General features: G+C 40.0%; 15 protein-coding genes. 6 read left to right on the forward strand and 9 right to left on the reverse strand.

Going from position 1 to position 16173, the window contains the following annotated elements; translation table 11 throughout:
• Positions 1-265: 265 nt before the first annotated feature.
• The 4 genes from KI375_RS12485 to KI375_RS12500 form a co-directional block, all read right to left on the reverse strand.
• Positions 266-952 (reverse strand): RluA family pseudouridine synthase, encoded by a 687-nt coding sequence (locus KI375_RS12485; RefSeq protein WP_212973829.1) that lies wholly within the window; start codon positions 950-952, stop codon positions 266-268.
• 99 nt (positions 953-1051) lie between these two features.
• Positions 1052-1555 (reverse strand): hypothetical protein, encoded by a 504-nt coding sequence (locus KI375_RS12490; protein WP_212973830.1) that lies wholly within the window; start codon positions 1553-1555, stop codon positions 1052-1054.
• A gap of 106 nt (positions 1556-1661) precedes the next feature.
• Positions 1662-2900 carry a GTPase family protein gene (locus tag KI375_RS12495; RefSeq protein WP_212973831.1) on the reverse strand — a complete coding sequence of 413 codons (1239 nt, stop codon included), beginning with the start codon at positions 2898-2900 and terminating at the stop codon, positions 1662-1664.
• A gap of 322 nt (positions 2901-3222) precedes the next feature.
• A complete protein-coding gene (locus KI375_RS12500; RefSeq protein WP_212973832.1) occupies positions 3223-3942 on the reverse strand; it encodes a YebC/PmpR family DNA-binding transcriptional regulator in 720 nt (239 codons plus the stop codon).
• 176 nt (positions 3943-4118) lie between these two features.
• On the opposite strand from KI375_RS12500, the gene KI375_RS12505 reads away from it, so the two are divergent.
• Positions 4119-4655 carry a DUF6241 domain-containing protein gene (locus KI375_RS12505; protein WP_212973833.1) on the forward strand — a complete coding sequence of 179 codons (537 nt, stop codon included), beginning with the start codon at positions 4119-4121 and terminating at the stop codon, positions 4653-4655.
• Between the two features lie 119 nt (positions 4656-4774).
• Here the strand turns inward: KI375_RS12505 and KI375_RS12510 are convergent, their stop codons facing one another.
• Genes KI375_RS12510 through KI375_RS12520 form a run of 3 tightly spaced genes read right to left on the reverse strand, consistent with a single transcriptional unit; the run spans position 4775 to position 6935 of the window.
• Positions 4775-5365 carry a nucleotidyltransferase family protein gene (locus KI375_RS12510; protein ID WP_212973834.1) on the reverse strand — a complete coding sequence of 197 codons (591 nt, stop codon included), beginning with the start codon at positions 5363-5365 and terminating at the stop codon, positions 4775-4777.
• Position 5366: 1 nt separating this feature from the next.
• On the reverse strand, positions 5367-6026 hold the full coding sequence (locus KI375_RS12515) for an HAD family hydrolase (RefSeq protein WP_212973835.1): 660 nt from the start codon (positions 6024-6026) through the stop codon (positions 5367-5369).
• A 33-nt stretch (positions 6027-6059) separates the two neighbouring features.
• Entirely contained in the window at positions 6060-6935 is an 876-nt protein-coding gene (locus KI375_RS12520; RefSeq protein ID WP_212973836.1) for a LysR family transcriptional regulator, read from the reverse strand.
• Between the two features lie 113 nt (positions 6936-7048).
• Between KI375_RS12520 and KI375_RS12525 the strand changes: the two genes are divergently transcribed.
• Positions 7049-7822 (forward strand): class I SAM-dependent methyltransferase, encoded by a 774-nt coding sequence (locus KI375_RS12525; protein WP_212973837.1) that lies wholly within the window; start codon positions 7049-7051, stop codon positions 7820-7822.
• A gap of 227 nt (positions 7823-8049) precedes the next feature.
• Positions 8050-9408, forward strand: a complete 1359-nt coding sequence (locus KI375_RS12530; RefSeq protein WP_212973838.1) for an Nramp family divalent metal transporter — start codon at positions 8050-8052, stop codon at positions 9406-9408.
• Between the two features lie 42 nt (positions 9409-9450).
• Here KI375_RS12530 and KI375_RS12535 read toward each other — a convergent pair whose 3' ends face one another.
• Together KI375_RS12535 and KI375_RS12540 are read right to left on the reverse strand one after the other, a co-directional pair.
• A complete protein-coding gene (locus KI375_RS12535; protein WP_212973839.1) occupies positions 9451-9927 on the reverse strand; it encodes an SRPBCC family protein in 477 nt (158 codons plus the stop codon).
• A gap of 134 nt (positions 9928-10061) precedes the next feature.
• Positions 10062-12374 (reverse strand): helix-turn-helix domain-containing protein, encoded by a 2313-nt coding sequence (locus KI375_RS12540; protein WP_212973840.1) that lies wholly within the window; start codon positions 12372-12374, stop codon positions 10062-10064.
• A gap of 250 nt (positions 12375-12624) precedes the next feature.
• Here KI375_RS12540 and KI375_RS12545 point away from each other — a divergent pair, with 250 nt between their 5' ends.
• The 3 genes from KI375_RS12545 to KI375_RS12555 all read left to right on the forward strand — a co-directional run bounded on the left by KI375_RS12545 (position 12625) and on the right by KI375_RS12555 (position 16158).
• Positions 12625-13617, forward strand: coding sequence for an ABC transporter permease (locus KI375_RS12545; protein WP_212973841.1), 993 nt, complete (start codon positions 12625-12627; stop codon positions 13615-13617).
• 77 nt (positions 13618-13694) lie between these two features.
• Positions 13695-14567, forward strand: a complete 873-nt coding sequence (locus KI375_RS12550) for a carbohydrate ABC transporter permease (protein WP_212973842.1) — start codon at positions 13695-13697, stop codon at positions 14565-14567.
• A gap of 49 nt (positions 14568-14616) precedes the next feature.
• Complete coding sequence (locus tag KI375_RS12555; RefSeq protein ID WP_212973843.1) at positions 14617-16158, forward strand: extracellular solute-binding protein; 1542 nt, start codon at positions 14617-14619, stop codon at positions 16156-16158.
• Positions 16159-16173 lie beyond the last annotated feature (15 nt).

Below are 16173 nucleotides of genomic sequence, written 5' to 3' on the forward strand. Positions count from 1 at the left end.
ACCGTTTTCTTGAATGGAACTTGTTTAGCAAGACAATTACATATGTGGGTCACTTGTACTATATTATATGAGACTAACAACATAAGTATATCATACTAGGTCTCTTAACTTAATATATGGGGAGGTTTTATATTGTTGTCTTTGTTATACTCTTGTTCTGACTTTCCTTTTTTAGCTTGCCGAGTATTCTAAGAGTCCTGCTTGCATATAGAATGTGAGACAAAGAGAAAAACGGGAGACCCTGAATGAAGAGGGTATCCCGTTTTTATGATTGTTGTTGATACTCCCATGTATTCCAAGGGAAATGATGAGGCGGTGCTTGCGATACTTTTACCCATTCCTTTGTCGTTGGGTGTTCAAATCCAAGTTCAGATGCCCAAAGAGCAATCTGCTGACCAGGCTTGTTCACGGTTTGTCCATACTTCTGATCTCCGTATAAAGGACAGCCAATAGTAGAGAGTTGAACTCTAATTTGGTGAGGACGGCCAGTGTGAAGCTTGATTTCTAAAAGGCTCATACCTTTTGCCTCTCCGATTACTTTATAGTCCAGTATCGCCTTTTTCCCTCGTGCGTCATTTTCTGGAACGACATACACTTGATTTTTCTTTTGGTCCTTCCATAGATGATGTAGCAATTTGGCTTGTTTGTCCTGCGGGGTTCCCCTGACTATTGCTAGATACGTTTTATCAAAAGCCCGCCTACGAATGGCGTCTGATAATCTTGAAGCAGCCTTCGACGTTTTTGCGAATACCATTACACCTCCGACTGGGCGATCCAGTCGATGCACAAGCCCCAAATATACATTCCCGGGCTTCTGGTATCGAATTTTTATATCTGCTTTTAACATAGTCAATAAATCCGGATCTCCGGTTTGGTCTGCCTGTACGGGGATATTGACCGGTTTTTCAACGGCAAGTAGGTGATTATCTTCATATAAAATAGGGATATCCAATCTTATTCAAAACTCCTTCTTTAAGATCTTAGAAATTATTCACCATTTTCCATAGAATAGTTTATCATTCTATCTGATTTTAGATACCTTTGTATATATTCAGGGTGATTTTACATAGATAAATCCAGATTCATCCTCTAAATACTCTAAAATCGGATCGTCACGAATAATTCGCAAACAATCGCGATCATTGATATGGAGGTCCTCATGAGTTTGAATTTCCGATAAGTGGACCGTTTTAACCGTATTAAACTCTTCATTCTCATGGCTATCCAATGAAATATAATAAACTACAATAGGACTATCTTCTAAAGCCCTTAAAATATATTCATATAGGAGAACAGAAATTTTCTTGCAAAATGGATGATTGGGGCGATAGTTTCCTTCTATCGGTAAATGATTTGAAGTGCATCTTGTTTGATAGCGAAGACGCACAAGTTTCGAAAATGGATATCTTTTTTGAGTGGTTTCATCCATATTTTCCTCAAACCATAACCCCGTAAAATCAAGCTCAGAAGCATAAACATTTTCACGGATTGGCTGATATCCAATTGCTTCCGTTGATAACGGTGCATGCGATGCAAAATAAGCATAATAAGTCATCTGCCCACCTCCAAATTCACTATCCTCTCTTCTCTTGAGCCCTTCTCCTGATTTTTCGCCTATTCAGAAATTAAAAATGAGGCAATCAAGGACCGCCTCATCTAGCTCATTGTTCCTTTTTCTTCTCTTCAAATTCTTCATCAAAGGTTTCCTTAACCTGTTTCATTGATTTTCCATCAATAAAATAAGCTATGGCTGCCTCACATAAAGCGTAGGTTCCAGCTGTTGCAATGGCCCCAGAGATCACACTTCCCGCAACGGGAATAAATTTCACCAATTGTCTGGCTATCTGACGTAAAACAATCCCAGTCGCAACGTTAAGGCCTAAGGCGCCCATAAATTCTACAACCGATTTTTTTCCGAGTTTTTGACCGGAAATTAGTGCTATCGAAGCGATCATCGTTGTTTGTAGGCCAGTAATAATCGGCAGATCAGGTCCTGGAATTGGACTAGCCCCGATCGCCCCCGTTATACCGGCTATACTCTTTCCCAACCGCCGGGCAACCTTTTTTTGCACGGACTTTATCTTGGATAATTTCGCTAGTACCATTTGTGCCTCATTTGGCAGCTGTTCAATTAAATAGTCCAATAAGCGATCAATATTCCAACGAATATCGTAAGCAATTTCGTCATTATCAAATTCCATATAGGCAGCGACAGGGATAACCTGCACAGGATTCGAAACAGCTTCGCGCAATTTCTCCTCTAGTACTTGAATCGCTTCTTGAATATTTTCCTGTTTGACTGGATGATCGAATGGTGGCTTGTCCGCTGATTTTGGGCTTAGCTCATCGACTTGTGTTACAACCCCAATAATCGGTACGTCAAATTCATGTACCTCTTGAATCGTCTTTTTCAATTCTAATAATTGCAACAAATCCTCATCAATCCGTGAGCTCACTTCTTTTGCCTTACTCAAAAATAAAATCGCATCCGGGCATTTTTCCTTGATTGAGGACTGTACTTCCTCGAATGCAGTGTCTTTCGAGAAAGCCTCTTCCGGATCATCTGCCTCTCCTAAGCCTCGTGTGTCCAATATTTCAAGTGCTCCAGCATCTGATTGATAACGATGCCACTTCCCAGCTCCTGTTCGCGCCTTGACATCACCGATTTCCGCTCTTTTTTCACTAAAAATCGCATTAATGAGACTAGACTTTCCAGCTCCTCTCCGCCCAACAATTGCAAAGCGAGCAGGTCGTGCATCCAATGTAAAAGATTTTAAATGATCCAACTCCACACGGATTTTATCTTTTACCTTTCCGGGGATTTTTGCTTTTGCTAAAGCTTCATATATAGATTTAATCAGATCTTCCATTTGATTTTTATTTTCCTGTTCGTTTTTCATCTTTGTAGCACCTCCATAATCGGGAAGTCGAACTTCTATATAAAAATTATCGCTTACAAAATCGGATTTGTCTAATGATACAGAAATTTGGCGAGATATCCACGTTATTGAGGCGTATTTTTTCACTATTGTGGAAGCTGAGGGGATTTATCCATCATAGAACGGAGTTTATTCGTCGTACTTTGTCTTTATGCGTCATCACGCTGCTTTTATTCACCGTTACCTTATTGTCCACTTAAATAAGAGATTCCAGTGAGGACTAGAAAACAAAAAGCTGTTCAAAAAGAGGATAAATCCGAACCTTTTGAACAGCCTTTCAGAACTAGTCATCCAATGCTACATTATGATGCACTTGTTGAACATCTTCCAAGTCTTCTAACACATCAATCAATTTTTCAAACTGCTCTTGGTCCTCTTCTGTCAAAGACACTTCATTTTGAGCAAGCATCGTTAATTCAGCAACAGAAAACTCTGTAATGCCCGCTTGTTCCAAAGTCTCTTGTACAGCATGAAACTGATCTGGCTCCGCATACACGATCACTGTGTCCTCTTCCTCGATGATATCGCGAACATCGATTTCAGCTTCCATTAGAATTTCTAATACATCATCAGCAGTTTTCCCATCAAAGCCAAATACAGCAGTGGGTTCAAACATGTATGCAACAGAACCGCTTACTCCCATATTACCGCCATTTTTTCCAAACGCTGATCGAACCTCGGATGCTGTTCGGTTCACATTATTGGTGAGAGCATCAGCAATAATCATTGATCCATTTGGACCGAAGCCTTCATAACGAAGCTCTGAATAGTTTTCCTCTGAACCACCTTTTGCCTTTTCGATGGCACGATCAATAATCGTTTTCGGTACATTGTATGTTTTAGCTCGTTCCAAAACGACTTTTAAAGCTTGATTTGCCTCTGGGTCTGGTTCACCCTGTTTTGCCGCTACGTAGATTTCCCGTCCAAATTTCGCATAGATCCGACTTGTATTTTTATCCTTAAGTGCCTTTTTCTCTTTAATATTATTCCATTTACGTCCCATACGTAACACTCTCTTTCAAGTTTGAGTATTTAACTATAGTATTATAACGCTAGATCCTCTATTTTTCGAGTACTAATATTTTGCAGGTAATTCATGATTTATACCGAATATAAGAAGAAACCCTTTAAAAGCTGATTATGCAATTATACTTTATTTTGCTAAAGGAGGATTATTGCGTGTATAAAAAAATCGTTTGGTCCGCAATTGGACTTATCGTTGTTATGGTGGGAATTTTCGTTATCCTTGTATACACAGATTCATCTCAATCAGCAGATAAAACAAACAAGGAAAGGCGAGGAACAGAGGTCCGTGCTGCTTCAACTTCTGAAGAGGAGGAAGTTGTGAAAGTGGACACAGAGGCTCCCAATCCTTTCGGAAAAAATAGTACACAAGAGGAGTTAACAGACGAAGATTATCGAAATTACCTTCATAAAATGTCCCATCAAAAAGTCATTGCTGATGAGAAGTGGGGTTTTTATGAAATTACTTCTGAGCGTATTGACTGGTTATGGCAAGGTTTAGATAAAGCAGATTTAAAGAATAAGAATGTTTATAGGGAAATTTTAGAACGATGGCGAGAAGACGACTTTTCTAAAGTGGACCAAGACCATAATGCGATTTGGCAATTACAGGGAGGCACAATTGGAGAAGCAACAGGCATTTTGAGTTCGGAAGAGGAAGAAGCCTTTTTACAGGAAACCAAAGAACAGTAAAAATATTTCTGTAAGGAGCAATCTGCTCATAATTGCTCCTTTCCTTATTTTGCAAGGAAATACCCTACTTGTTCTTCGAATTTACCAAAATCTGTAGAGATCTCTAATCGTTTTTTATCCTATTGGTCACTTATGAGTTTTCCAGCTGTATCATAAACCTTTAGATAAGGCCAAGTCTGCGACCAATTTTTTGCAGCAATACGACGGGCATAGATGGCTTCCCTACCACTATTTTTTGTATAATATTTTGTGGGTCTGACTTCCATTTTCAGCACATCGTCTAAACCCCATGGCGTCGTTAATACAACTTCCCCTTTTTCATCGAGTTTGACTCCTAAAGCTGTTACCGTTTCTGGGAATTTTGCCATTCCATCAATACTCGAAGTATATGGAGACATCTTGCTTACCTGATGCATCCTTGCTTGATTTTTAACAGACCAAGGGATATGGGAAGATAATTCTGCTAGCCTTTTTTCATACTCCTTTTCAATTCGCTCATTCGGATCCGATCGATCAAAGTAAATCACGTCGATATCCGCAAGTGGAGTACGGACAGAGAAATCATGCAATTGATCCCATATTTTTGAGCGGACAAATCCAGCACAAATCCACCAATCAGGCAGTTCTAAGCTTTTAGCATTTTTTAAGATCTCCATCATCCAAGTGTCTTGTCGAATACATTGAAGCACAGCTTCTCGAGTTTCTAGCATTCTACTCCCCAACCCCTAATAGAAGGGGTATTTCCTCTAAATCCTCTATTATATAATCGGCTTCCGCCTCTCTAAAATAGGGATCCCTCTTCCAAATCGCCTTCATTCCAACAGCTTGCGCTCCCTTGACATCATTGGCGGGATGATCTCCTACATAGATACAGTCACTTGGAGACAATCCCAATTCATTGGCAGCCTTTTGAAAAATTTTTGGATCTGGTTTACTGATCCCTTCACATTCAGATATCAAAATCGAGCTAAAATAAGCTTCAATGTTTAAAGCCCGGATGTTTTCCAGCTGAAATGTCCCTTTTCCATTCGTGATCATGCCAAGTGAAAGTCTACCTTGCAATTGTTCAAGCATCGGAATTAGGTTGGGAAAAGCGACACACTGCTTATGAAAATTACTAACATAATCCGCTAATAACTCTTCCCAAGTTATTTTTTGAATAGAAAATGTCTCAACCATTTGTTGATAGACCTTGTCCTTCCATACATATCCACGATCATCTAGCTCTATGAATCTAGATATATATTGTTTCTCTGGTATATGACAAAGAGACTCATATAACCGTTCATATTGATGGTGAATAAACCTTTCGACAGATGCTTGTCGATTCAATAATGTCCCGTCTAAATCGAATATTATCGCTTTTATCACTTTAAAGACCACCTTTCGAAATTATGCCACACGTTATAGCCTGGCCACCATCACTTTTAAAAACCGAGAAAACAATTGGGCTTCCTCCGTGTCCACCTTCGAGATCAAATAAGTTTTAGAAGTCGGCGGTTGGATATGAATAGATGGAATCTCCCTCAACCCTCCTAGCTCTAATTCATCCTTAACCATGGAATAAGGTAAATAAGAGACACCAAGTCCTTCCTTAATAAATCGCTTCGTTCCTTCTATTTGATGAACCGGCATTGTCTGTACATAAGGATAAAAACCTTTAATTAACGGTAAAAGGTCATCCCAATAGTCTGGGTGATTATCTGTAATCAGTCGATAAGTCCGGAGAGCATTCGTCTCATTCTCACTATCTTTTTGTGGCATAAATGGACTTCCTACTAAAAGCACTCTCTCTTCATGAATCATTTCATAACGTATATTTGACTGGATCGGCTGAATTCTTGTTAATCCGATATCTGCTCTTCCCGCGCTTACTTCTTCGCCAATGTCATATGATTTCAAAACATGAATCATAACTTCTATCTCTGGATGTTGCTCCATAAATAAACGCAATAATGTGGGCAAAAAGGATGACGCGATTTGCGGTGCCGCTACCATTGTTAGTTTACGGGTGTATCCTTGTTTCCATGATTCAAAGTCATCCATTCCTTGGTCAAACGTTTCCGAGATTTTCTTTGCAATCGGGAGAAATATAAGACCTGCCGCTGTAAGATTAACACCTTTCCCTTCCCTTTTAAATAAAGCTGTATGGAGCGTTTTCTCCAATTGCCTAATATGTTTAGACACGGCAGGTTGTGTCAAATACAACTCCTCTGATGCCTTTCTGAAGTTTTCATATTCAGCGGCTGCTAAAAAGGTTTTTATCCATTTTATCTCCACGATACATCCACTCCGATAACAAACTGTTATTTATTACAGCTAAAATTGTTTATTTTCATTATAGAACTTAATCGATATAATATCATTACAAAATGGGAATAGGAGGAATAGAGATGAAAAACGTTCATGATGCATGGAATTCAAAACTATATGATCAAAGTCATTCGTTTGTATCAAAGTTTGGGGAAAGTATTATAACATTATTAGCCCCGCAAAATGGAGAGAGAATTTTGGATCTAGGCTGTGGTACTGGGGATTTAGCCCAGCAAATTACTGATTTAGGGGCTCAAGTCTTTGGGGTCGATCAATCCAGCAACATGATTGCGGAAGCAAAAGAGAAATATCCCCATATTCCTTTTAAAGTAGAGGATGCGCGCTCCCTCCCCTACCAGGACGAGTTTGATGCAGTGTTCTCTAATGCTACTTTGCATTGGATTCAACCTCCCGAAGAAGTTCTTTCCTCTATATATAAAGCCTTAGTCCCCGGCGGACGATTGATCGCAGAGTTTGGAGGAAAAGGCAATGTACAAAAAATTGTCGATGCTCTACTTCTTCAGTTTCAAAAGAATGGAATTAAAGAGGGGGAAAGGCGAATTCCTTGGTATTTCCCTAGCATTGGAGAATATACAACTTTAATGGAAAAAGCGGGGTTCCACGTAACTTTTGCTCAGCATTTTGATCGTCCAACTCCTTTGGAGGGGAAAGACGGATTAAAAAAATGGCTTAATATGTTTGGCGATTCCCTTTTCAAGGGATTAACCACAGACGAAAAGGACAAGCTTATCGAAGGTACGGAAAAACATCTACAGGCAACGATGTTCCAAAATGGGCATTGGCTGGCTGATTATAAAAGAATACGAGTCATTGGCGAAAAGAGGACTTGCTAAGAAAGAGATTGCCTGCCCCAAAAGTTCCCGAGCTGTGGGGATTTCCTCGCAGCCCCTTTTATACCACAAACTTCTCTCCACACTAAAATCTTATAAGGTAAATGTTAAAAATGCATTAAATGGGTATTATATCTATATGATAGAAATTCCGTCTAAAGGTATTTATACTACAACATTTGCCCTAAGGAAAGTTACTTTCCCTATCGCATATTTTATGAGGTGGTAACTTGAACGAACATGATCCATCATCAAACTCACGTCGTGGTTGGTTGCAGCATAGTTCTAATCGTAGCTTAGAAGAGGTGAATAACTCTGTCCGCATCCCGGAAAATGCCGGTTTTTGGAGAAAGTTTTTTGCTTTTGCCGGTCCTGGTTCACTCGTGGCTGTTGGATACGTAGATCCTGGTAATTGGGCCACTTCTATTGCAGGTGGAGCGCGATTTGGTTACACATTACTGTCCATTATTCTCATTGCTAATTTAATGGCGATTCTTTTACAAACATTGTCCGCTAAACTTGGGATTGTGACAGGACGAGATTTGGCTCAAGCAACACGAGATGCAACAGGTAAAAAGCTCTCTTTTGTGCTGTGGATTCTAACCGAGCTTGCTATTATTGCGACAGATTTAGCTGAAGTCATTGGGTCAGCCATTGCCTTGAACTTGCTTTTCGGTATCCCATTGCTTGTTGGTATTTTGATTACAACATTGGATGTCTTATTACTATTATTATTACAAAAAAAGGGATTCCGTATTATTGAATCAATTGTGATAGTGTTAATGGTCACGATATTCGCTGTCTTCGTATTTGAAGTGATTGCTTCTAAACCAGAAATTTCCGCTCTTTTAAAAGGATATATCCCTGATCCGGAGATTGTTGTGAACCCAGAAATGCTATTTATTTCACTCGGAATTTTAGGAGCAACAGTGATGCCGCATAATCTGTACTTACATTCAGCAATAGTCCAAACACGACAATATAAACGAACAACACCTGGAAAAAAAGAAGCGATCAAGTTCTCTGTCATGGACTCTAGCTTTTCCTTGACAGTAGCCTTTCTTATCAATTCAGCGATCTTAATCCTTGGAGCCGCTGCTTTTCATGGAAAAGGAATTCAAGTCTCAGAAATTGAAGAAGCCTATCGACTTTTAAGCCCGACGGTTGGAATTGGGATAGCCAGTACCTTATTCGCTGTTGCTCTTCTAGCATCAGGACAGAACTCAACCATAACTGGAACGCTATCAGGACAAATTGTGATGGAAGGCTTTATTCAGTTAAAAATCTCTCCTTGGCTTCGTCGAATTATCACACGCCTAATCGCCGTAGTACCTGCATTTGTTGTTACTTGGATTGCGGGTTCACGTGGAACAGCTGATCTTTTACTTTGGAGCCAAGTAGTCTTAAGCCTGCAACTTCCCTTTGCCGTTGTCCCGCTTGTTGTTTTTACAAACAGCAGGGAAAAAATGGGGGAATTCGCTAATCGTACGTGGATCAAAGTTCTTGCTTGGATTTGCACAGCCATCATCATTGTGTTAAACATATTTTTGATTGTTTATATCGTCGTCACAGGACAAGAATTAGGATAGCCATTCAGGCTATCCCTCCCTTAGTCTATCTTCAATTCCATTTTAGCTCAGCTTGTGCACAGCCTCCCGATATTGCTCGTACCATTTCTCCCATTCCTGTTTTCTTGTCTCGATCTCCCGCCCGTCTAATAAGGCTTGAATTACATCAAGGCATACATGCCAACCGGCAAGATCTCGCGGGGTATGCTCTGTAATCGTTTGAAGCTCTTCCTTCATAATACAAAAACAGCCTGCAGACTCTTCGTATAGCTCAAAGCGAACTAGATCATCCGCCCATGTGAAGGCTAAAATAGACTGCGGAGAATAAGAGGTGATGGTCATTTCTTCATATGTCCCATCTTGCATATCAAACTGAATGCTTCCTCCCTCACGTAGTTCTATAATTGATAATTCTGGAAACCAAAGCTTCAACTTTTGATTGTCTGTCAGCATCGCCCAAACCCTGTCCACAGAATGTTGAAAGTGACGCTCAAATTGAGCCATATATCCATCGTTCACTTGCTTTATTGTCGCTAGCATTGTCTTAACCTCCTTTTTATTCTCTTATTGTTGCTTCATTGTGATAGGTTGGATCGGTTTAACCAGTATAACAGTTTAAGTATACCCAAACTGGTATCTACTTTGTCAAAGTATCACTTCCCATGACCTTACCCCTATTCTATTTTTCTGATGGATGTGTGCTGCTCACGGTAAGTGGCGGGGGACATTCCATACTTTTTCTTGAACAGGGTGGAGAAATACGTAATATTATGCATTCCAACCGATTCACTAATCTTAGATGCTGTCTCATTTGTAGTAAGCAAGAGTTCCCGGGCTATCTCAAGCCGCGTATGGTTAAGATACTCACTGAAAGACTGTTGTGTGGACTCTTTGAATAACTTGCCAAGATATCTTGGTGAGAGATCTGCAATGTTGGAAACGAATTTTAGAGATAGATTCGGCTCTGCATAATGTTCTTGAATATAGTTCTTTACCTTCTCGATGACGCTATTATGTTTTTGCACATTGATCCAATGGTTTCTCTCTTCTATCAAGAAACATATATTTGAACAGTAGTCACTGACAATTAATTCAATGTCCTCCATCCTCTCCGCAGCTTCAATATCCATAATTGCATCAAGATAATCATTAAAGTTCGTATCCGGCAAAGATTGCAGATAATCAAAATGCTTTAGCAACGAGAGTAACAGTTGGGTACTATACGTAATCACCTGGTTGTATGAGCCTGTAGAAATCACCCCAGTAAATTGCTCAATTCTTTCCCGTATCACTTCAGGTTTCCCAGATTGAATCGCCTCAATCAACTTTTTCTCACAATCAGTCGGATAGCTCAAGGATGTCATGAGATGGGAGCGCGTTGTCGAGGCATCTAGGATTGATTCATTTCCATATATAAGTCGATATTTCACAAACTGTTGAGCGGAACTATAAGAATGTTGGATGTTTTTCTTACCACACACTATTTCTCCAACTCCGATTGAGGTTGTCAACTTAAAATAGTGCCTCAGAAAACTTTGTACGTCTCGCAGAGCGGTTTTTAATTCCTCTGGGTGTTCATTTCTTTCATATTGGCTGACCACCACCACCTCATTTTCGCCTGTAATTAAGAGATCACAGGTTCCAAATTTCCCCAATAACTCGTTCGCAATGTTTCCGAGAGCAAAGCGCAAAAGGGACTGTTGGTCCGTGCTAACCCATTCTTTTACTTTTTCCAAATCATCAAGCTTGAACAACATGACGCAAAAATACGGACCAGATATCTGTTTATCTATATCCCGAATCATTTCTTCCGGGGCGGCGATATCTTGAGTATACCCCTTCAGAATCGTTTGAAGATAATGCTTCCGAATCGTCCTTGAAGATCGATTAATGACAAATTTCATTGTTTTTTCATTCTCCTCTAGTGTTGTAAAAACCTCCGATAAAATCTGGTATTCATCAATGACAGAGGATTTCAGTGAAGAAGGAGAACTTAATTTAATTTTTTCAAAAAGAGATGATAAAGGCTTATACATGTTTTGGGTTAAAAAGACAGAGAACAATAGGCCTACAAGCACAATAGCTGCAGTCACCATTAGAGTAAAGATTCGTAGTTCATGAATATTAGAAATTAGATTTTCATAGGGGATAACGCTTACAAAATACCAATCCATTTCCACTGACTTCACGTATGTAACAAGGTGCTTCTCCTCATTAATCGGCATAGTAAAGCTATGTTTAGGTTTCTCATCATTGAGGATTCGCTGAACATAGTCCTCTTGGGACAAATCCTTTAGAAAAAGGTTTGAATCTGTATGGGACAGAACTTTTCCTTCCTTGTTCATCACGAACACATTGTTGGCCGAATCCGCTTTACTAATTTTTCGAATCGTGATCAGGATAGACTGCTCCTCCACATTGATGTAAATAAGTGGATTATCGGATGAAAGTGGCGAATAGTTCGGATAGAGTAAAAACGTCAAAAATTGAAACGGACGATTGTTATTCATATTTTTGATAGACAGTGTACGCGGATAAAACTCCATATATTGTTCGGCGCTGATCGTATACAAGGATGGATCAAACGGTAGTCCAGAAGTATCCACATTTGTATCAGTAGAAGGACGGTATATCCCTATGCTATGAATATTCGGATATGCGCTCTTGATCTGTGATAGTTGTCGAAAGACATGATAATTCCTCGTCTTATCTTCCCTATTGTCATTTAGAAAGGAGATCACCTTCGGTTCGTTGATTAGGGCATTACCGATCGTCATGACTTGATTATAGACATCGTCCGATGCGTAGCTAATTTGTGACAACATCGCCTTGGAATTGCGATCAATCTCCTTGATGGCGCTGTTGGAAAATAAATAGAAGAGAATCCCTGATAGCATGCTGACAGTGATGAAAATAAGTAAAAAATATGAAATTGTGAGTTTTTGGAACGTTTTGTAGCGGGTAAATCGTCCTAGAGTAACTCGCATGAAGATTCCTCCATTGCCCTTGAGATAACAATTTAAACTATATAGCAAAAATGGTAAAAAAAGTACCGCTTTATTCAAAATTGAAAGTCATGTACCTTTTTTGAAAGGTTTTCGTCACATTGTGAAAGCCTTTCTGCATTTTTGAAATTGACCAGGAAAGGGCCTCCACCCTACGATGGAAGAAGTAAGAACGCTGTGAAGGAGAGTGAAAGAATCACAGACTTCAAAATATGAAAGGGGTTGAACAATAATGAAACTCACAACACAAACAGAAGAAACAATATCAACCAAGGAGAGATTTGAAAAAGAAGAAAAAAGACCACGTAAGCGAAAAGGACTTATATTTGATATTCAAAAAAACGGTACTTCTTACCTATTAGTCCTACCGGCCATGATATACACTTTTATTTTTGGATATATGACATATCCGTATATGTTGATCGCCTTTCAACGATTTGATTATACAAAAGGAATCTTCCATAGCGAATGGGTCGGCTTTAAAAATTTCGAGTTTTTCTTTCGTTCCAATAAAGCCTTCACGGTTACCTTTAATACGATCTTCCTGAACATTTTGTTCATTACCTTTGGTACCCTGATGGCAATCATCATCGCATTAGTGTTGAATGAACTGCGAAAGAAACTGTTCGTCAAAATCAGCCAATCCGTTATGCTGTTCCCTAATTTTATCTCTTGGATCATTATTAGCTATGTGGTCTACGCGTTCTTTTCTATGGATATGGGCATTGTGAACCAACTGTTAAATATATTGGGGATACCCTCCATCAACTGGTTTACTGAACCGAATGTCTGGCCATGGATCCTGACCCTTATGCATGTCTGGAAAGGAGCAGGAATGAGTGCCGTCATTTACCTAGCTACCATTACCGGAATTGATGAAACCTTGTACGAGGCAGCCCAGATTGATGGGGCAAATCGATGGCAGATGTGCAAGAAAATTACCATTCCCTTGATGATGCCGACGGTTGTGATTTTAACTCTCCTCTCCATCGGTAAGATCATGTACGGTGATTTTGGAATGATCTACGCTTTGATTGGGGATAACGGAACCCTCTATCAGACGACGGACATCATCGACACCTACGTGTTCCGTTCCTTGCGCCAGATCGGTGATCCTTCCGAGGCCATGGCAGTCGGTCTATTTCAATCCGTGGTCGGCTTTATTCTTGTCTTTGGCACCAACACCATTACGAGAAAATATTTCAAGGATGGGGCTCTCTATTAACACCATTTGCTTTTGGCAGCATGCCACATATGGAAGCATAGTTATGTGCTTAAAAATGTATATAAGGAGGCGTAGAAATGAGAAGAGGTTCTATCAGTAAAGCAATCATGTATATTGGCATTACCTTTTATTCGGCGATGTGTCTATTTCCGATGATACTGGTGCTGATGATCTCCATTACAGATGAAGACTCGATTCTGAAGAACGGCTATAGCCTGTTTCCTAAAAAGTTATCTCTGTATGCATACGAGGTCATTTTTACCGGCGGGTCCCAAGTTATACAAAGTTACATGGTTTCGATCTTCATTACCGTTGTTGGCACCCTTCTTGCCGTCCTAATCACAGGCATGGCGGGTTATACTTTGGCTAATAAAAACGTGAAATTCCGCAATACACTAGCACTCTATTTTTTTATTACAATGATTTTCTCAGCTGGGATTGTTCCTTGGTATCTAATGAACCGATCCCTTGGGCTTACAGACAATCTTCTGGCGCTGATTATTCCCTCGCTTCTGTTCAGTCCGTTTAATCTCTTTCTTGTACGCAACTTCATGAATGGGGTACCGGATTCATTAAGAGAATCAGCAACCATCGACGGGGCAAATGACATTACAATTGCTTTTCGCATCTATCTTCCGCTTTGCAAGCCCGTCCTAGCCACAATTGCGCTTTTTTACGGACTAGAGTACTGGAACAACTGGTGGAATGCTATCATGCTAATCGATAACAAGGATTTGTATCCGCTTCAATTTATGCTATTACAATTGAAATCCGAGATTAGTATGATCAATGAGATGACTATGCTAGGTGGAGCAGATGATGTCACATTGCCATCTGAATCAGTCAAGATGGCCACTGCCATCGTCACAATCGGACCCATTATTTTCCTTTACCCATTTTTACAGAAATATTTTGTAAAGGGACTTGTCATTGGATCGGTTAAAAGCTGATATAATCCTTCGGGATTTATATACAAAAATTTAGGGAGGTCAATTTTATATGAAAAAGAATATTACACGAATGTTTATGATTTTGCTTATCATTACATCCCTCATTGGTTGTAGTAGCAACAACTCCAATAGCTCAACAAACGCTACGACTGATAAGGGAGTAGAGGCAGATGGGGAAATCGTAAAAATTAAATACGTCGTACCTGGTACCGAACAAAAGGATTATGCAGAAGTTTTCCAAAAAGTTAATGAAAAGCTAGCTGCAGACAGCGTGGGCGTCGAGGTGGAAAAAGTCTATATCCCGAGTGATGCCTGGGACCAGAAACTAAATCTAATGCTATCAACCGGCGAAGAATTCGATCTGTTCCATATCATGCAGGATCGCACACCATTCTCTAGCTACTACAACCGTGGCGCTCTGGCTGATATCAGTGATGCGATTGAGAAATACGGAGAAAATTTAAAAAAACATATTCCAGATGACATTTTTGACGGAGCCAAAATCGATGATAAATACTATGCTGTTCCCTCCTACTGGGTGGAAATGGCAAGTGAGGGTGAGTTTAACATTCGTCGGGACATTCTTCGGCAGAACAATCTTGAGGAACCAACTACTCCTGATGAATTGATTAGTGCTTGGGAAACGGTGATGGAGAATTGGGAGGGCGCCAATAAACCATATTTCGGAACAAGTGCAGATTTCGACCCAGTCAGCCTCCATACAACAATTCTTCATCGCACGTACGATTCATTTCCGTTTACTGTCAGGGATAAATTTTTCTACGTAAATCAAAATGGAGAAGTTAAATCCTGGATTGAGACGGAGGAATTTAAAAAGGATGCCGAATTCATGCGAAAGTTATACACAAAAGGTCTCACAAATCCTGATATACTGGTTATGAAGAAAGAACAGGTTTCAGCACAACTTGACAATGGGGACTGGTTTGTCAATCTAGGTACGGGTGGCAGCCTCAAGTCGCTCAAAAAGAATAATCCTGATGCAACAGTGGATGACATTGGAGTTGTTTGGTTCAATCCTGATAAAGAATATCTGCGACCACTTACATTTAAAAACGGCAATGCCGTTCCAACGAACAGTAAGCATCCAGAGGAAGCAGTGAAATTTATGGATTGGATGCTTGCGAGTCAAGAAAACTACGATCTTGTTCAGTATGGCATCGAAGGCAAGCATTACAACAAAGACGGGGACAAAGGCATACAAGCCATCAATGACCCTGACAATAATGATAGTCCAGGTTATAAAGGCTCCGAATCCCAGAATGGCAACGTGAACTTTATGCGTTTCGATTTGGAAAACAGCATTCCTGAAAATAACCAAGTGTTGTTTGAGGCAAATCCGGATGCCGTCAACAGCGTCGCCGCAAACTTTGCCTTTGATCCTACTGATGTTAGAACCGAATACACAAACATTATCTCAGAGGCATCTGCCAGCATCACACCTATCTATATGGGTGTACAGGAATACGACAAAGCGTTCCCAGCAGCTCTTGATAAAATGAAGAAGGCTGGACTCGACAAGGTTGTCGCTGAATATCAACGTCAATTCGAAGAATACCAAGCTAAAGATTGAATCGAAAAAAAAAAG

It is taken from the genome of Bacillus sp. J14TS2, assembly GCF_018333015.1.
Lineage (GTDB): Bacteria > Bacillota > Bacilli > Bacillales > Bacillaceae_C > Lederbergia.

What these genes read in the sequence shown, in the direction of transcription:
- KI375_RS12540 (WP_212973840.1), bottom strand. Translation starts at nt 12,374, where the DNA reads ATGCGAGTTACTCTAGGACGATTTACCCGCTACAAAACGTTCCAAAAA.
- KI375_RS12545 (WP_212973841.1), top strand. Translation starts at nt 12,625, where the DNA reads ATGAAACTCACAACACAAACAGAAGAAACAATATCAACCAAGGAGAGA.
- KI375_RS12525 (WP_212973837.1), top strand. Translation starts at nt 7,049, where the DNA reads ATGAAAAACGTTCATGATGCATGGAATTCAAAACTATATGATCAAAGT.
- KI375_RS12510 (WP_212973834.1), bottom strand. Translation starts at nt 5,365, where the DNA reads ATGCTAGAAACTCGAGAAGCTGTGCTTCAATGTATTCGACAAGACACT.
- KI375_RS12555 (WP_212973843.1), top strand. Translation starts at nt 14,617, where the DNA reads ATGAAAAAGAATATTACACGAATGTTTATGATTTTGCTTATCATTACA.
- KI375_RS12500 (WP_212973832.1), bottom strand. Translation starts at nt 3,942, where the DNA reads ATGGGACGTAAATGGAATAATATTAAAGAGAAAAAGGCACTTAAGGAT.
- KI375_RS12535 (WP_212973839.1), bottom strand. Translation starts at nt 9,927, where the DNA reads ATGCTAGCGACAATAAAGCAAGTGAACGATGGATATATGGCTCAATTT.
- KI375_RS12550 (WP_212973842.1), top strand. Translation starts at nt 13,695, where the DNA reads ATGAGAAGAGGTTCTATCAGTAAAGCAATCATGTATATTGGCATTACC.
- KI375_RS12495 (WP_212973831.1), bottom strand. Translation starts at nt 2,900, where the DNA reads ATGAAAAACGAACAGGAAAATAAAAATCAAATGGAAGATCTGATTAAA.
- KI375_RS12490 (WP_212973830.1), bottom strand. Translation starts at nt 1,555, where the DNA reads ATGACTTATTATGCTTATTTTGCATCGCATGCACCGTTATCAACGGAA.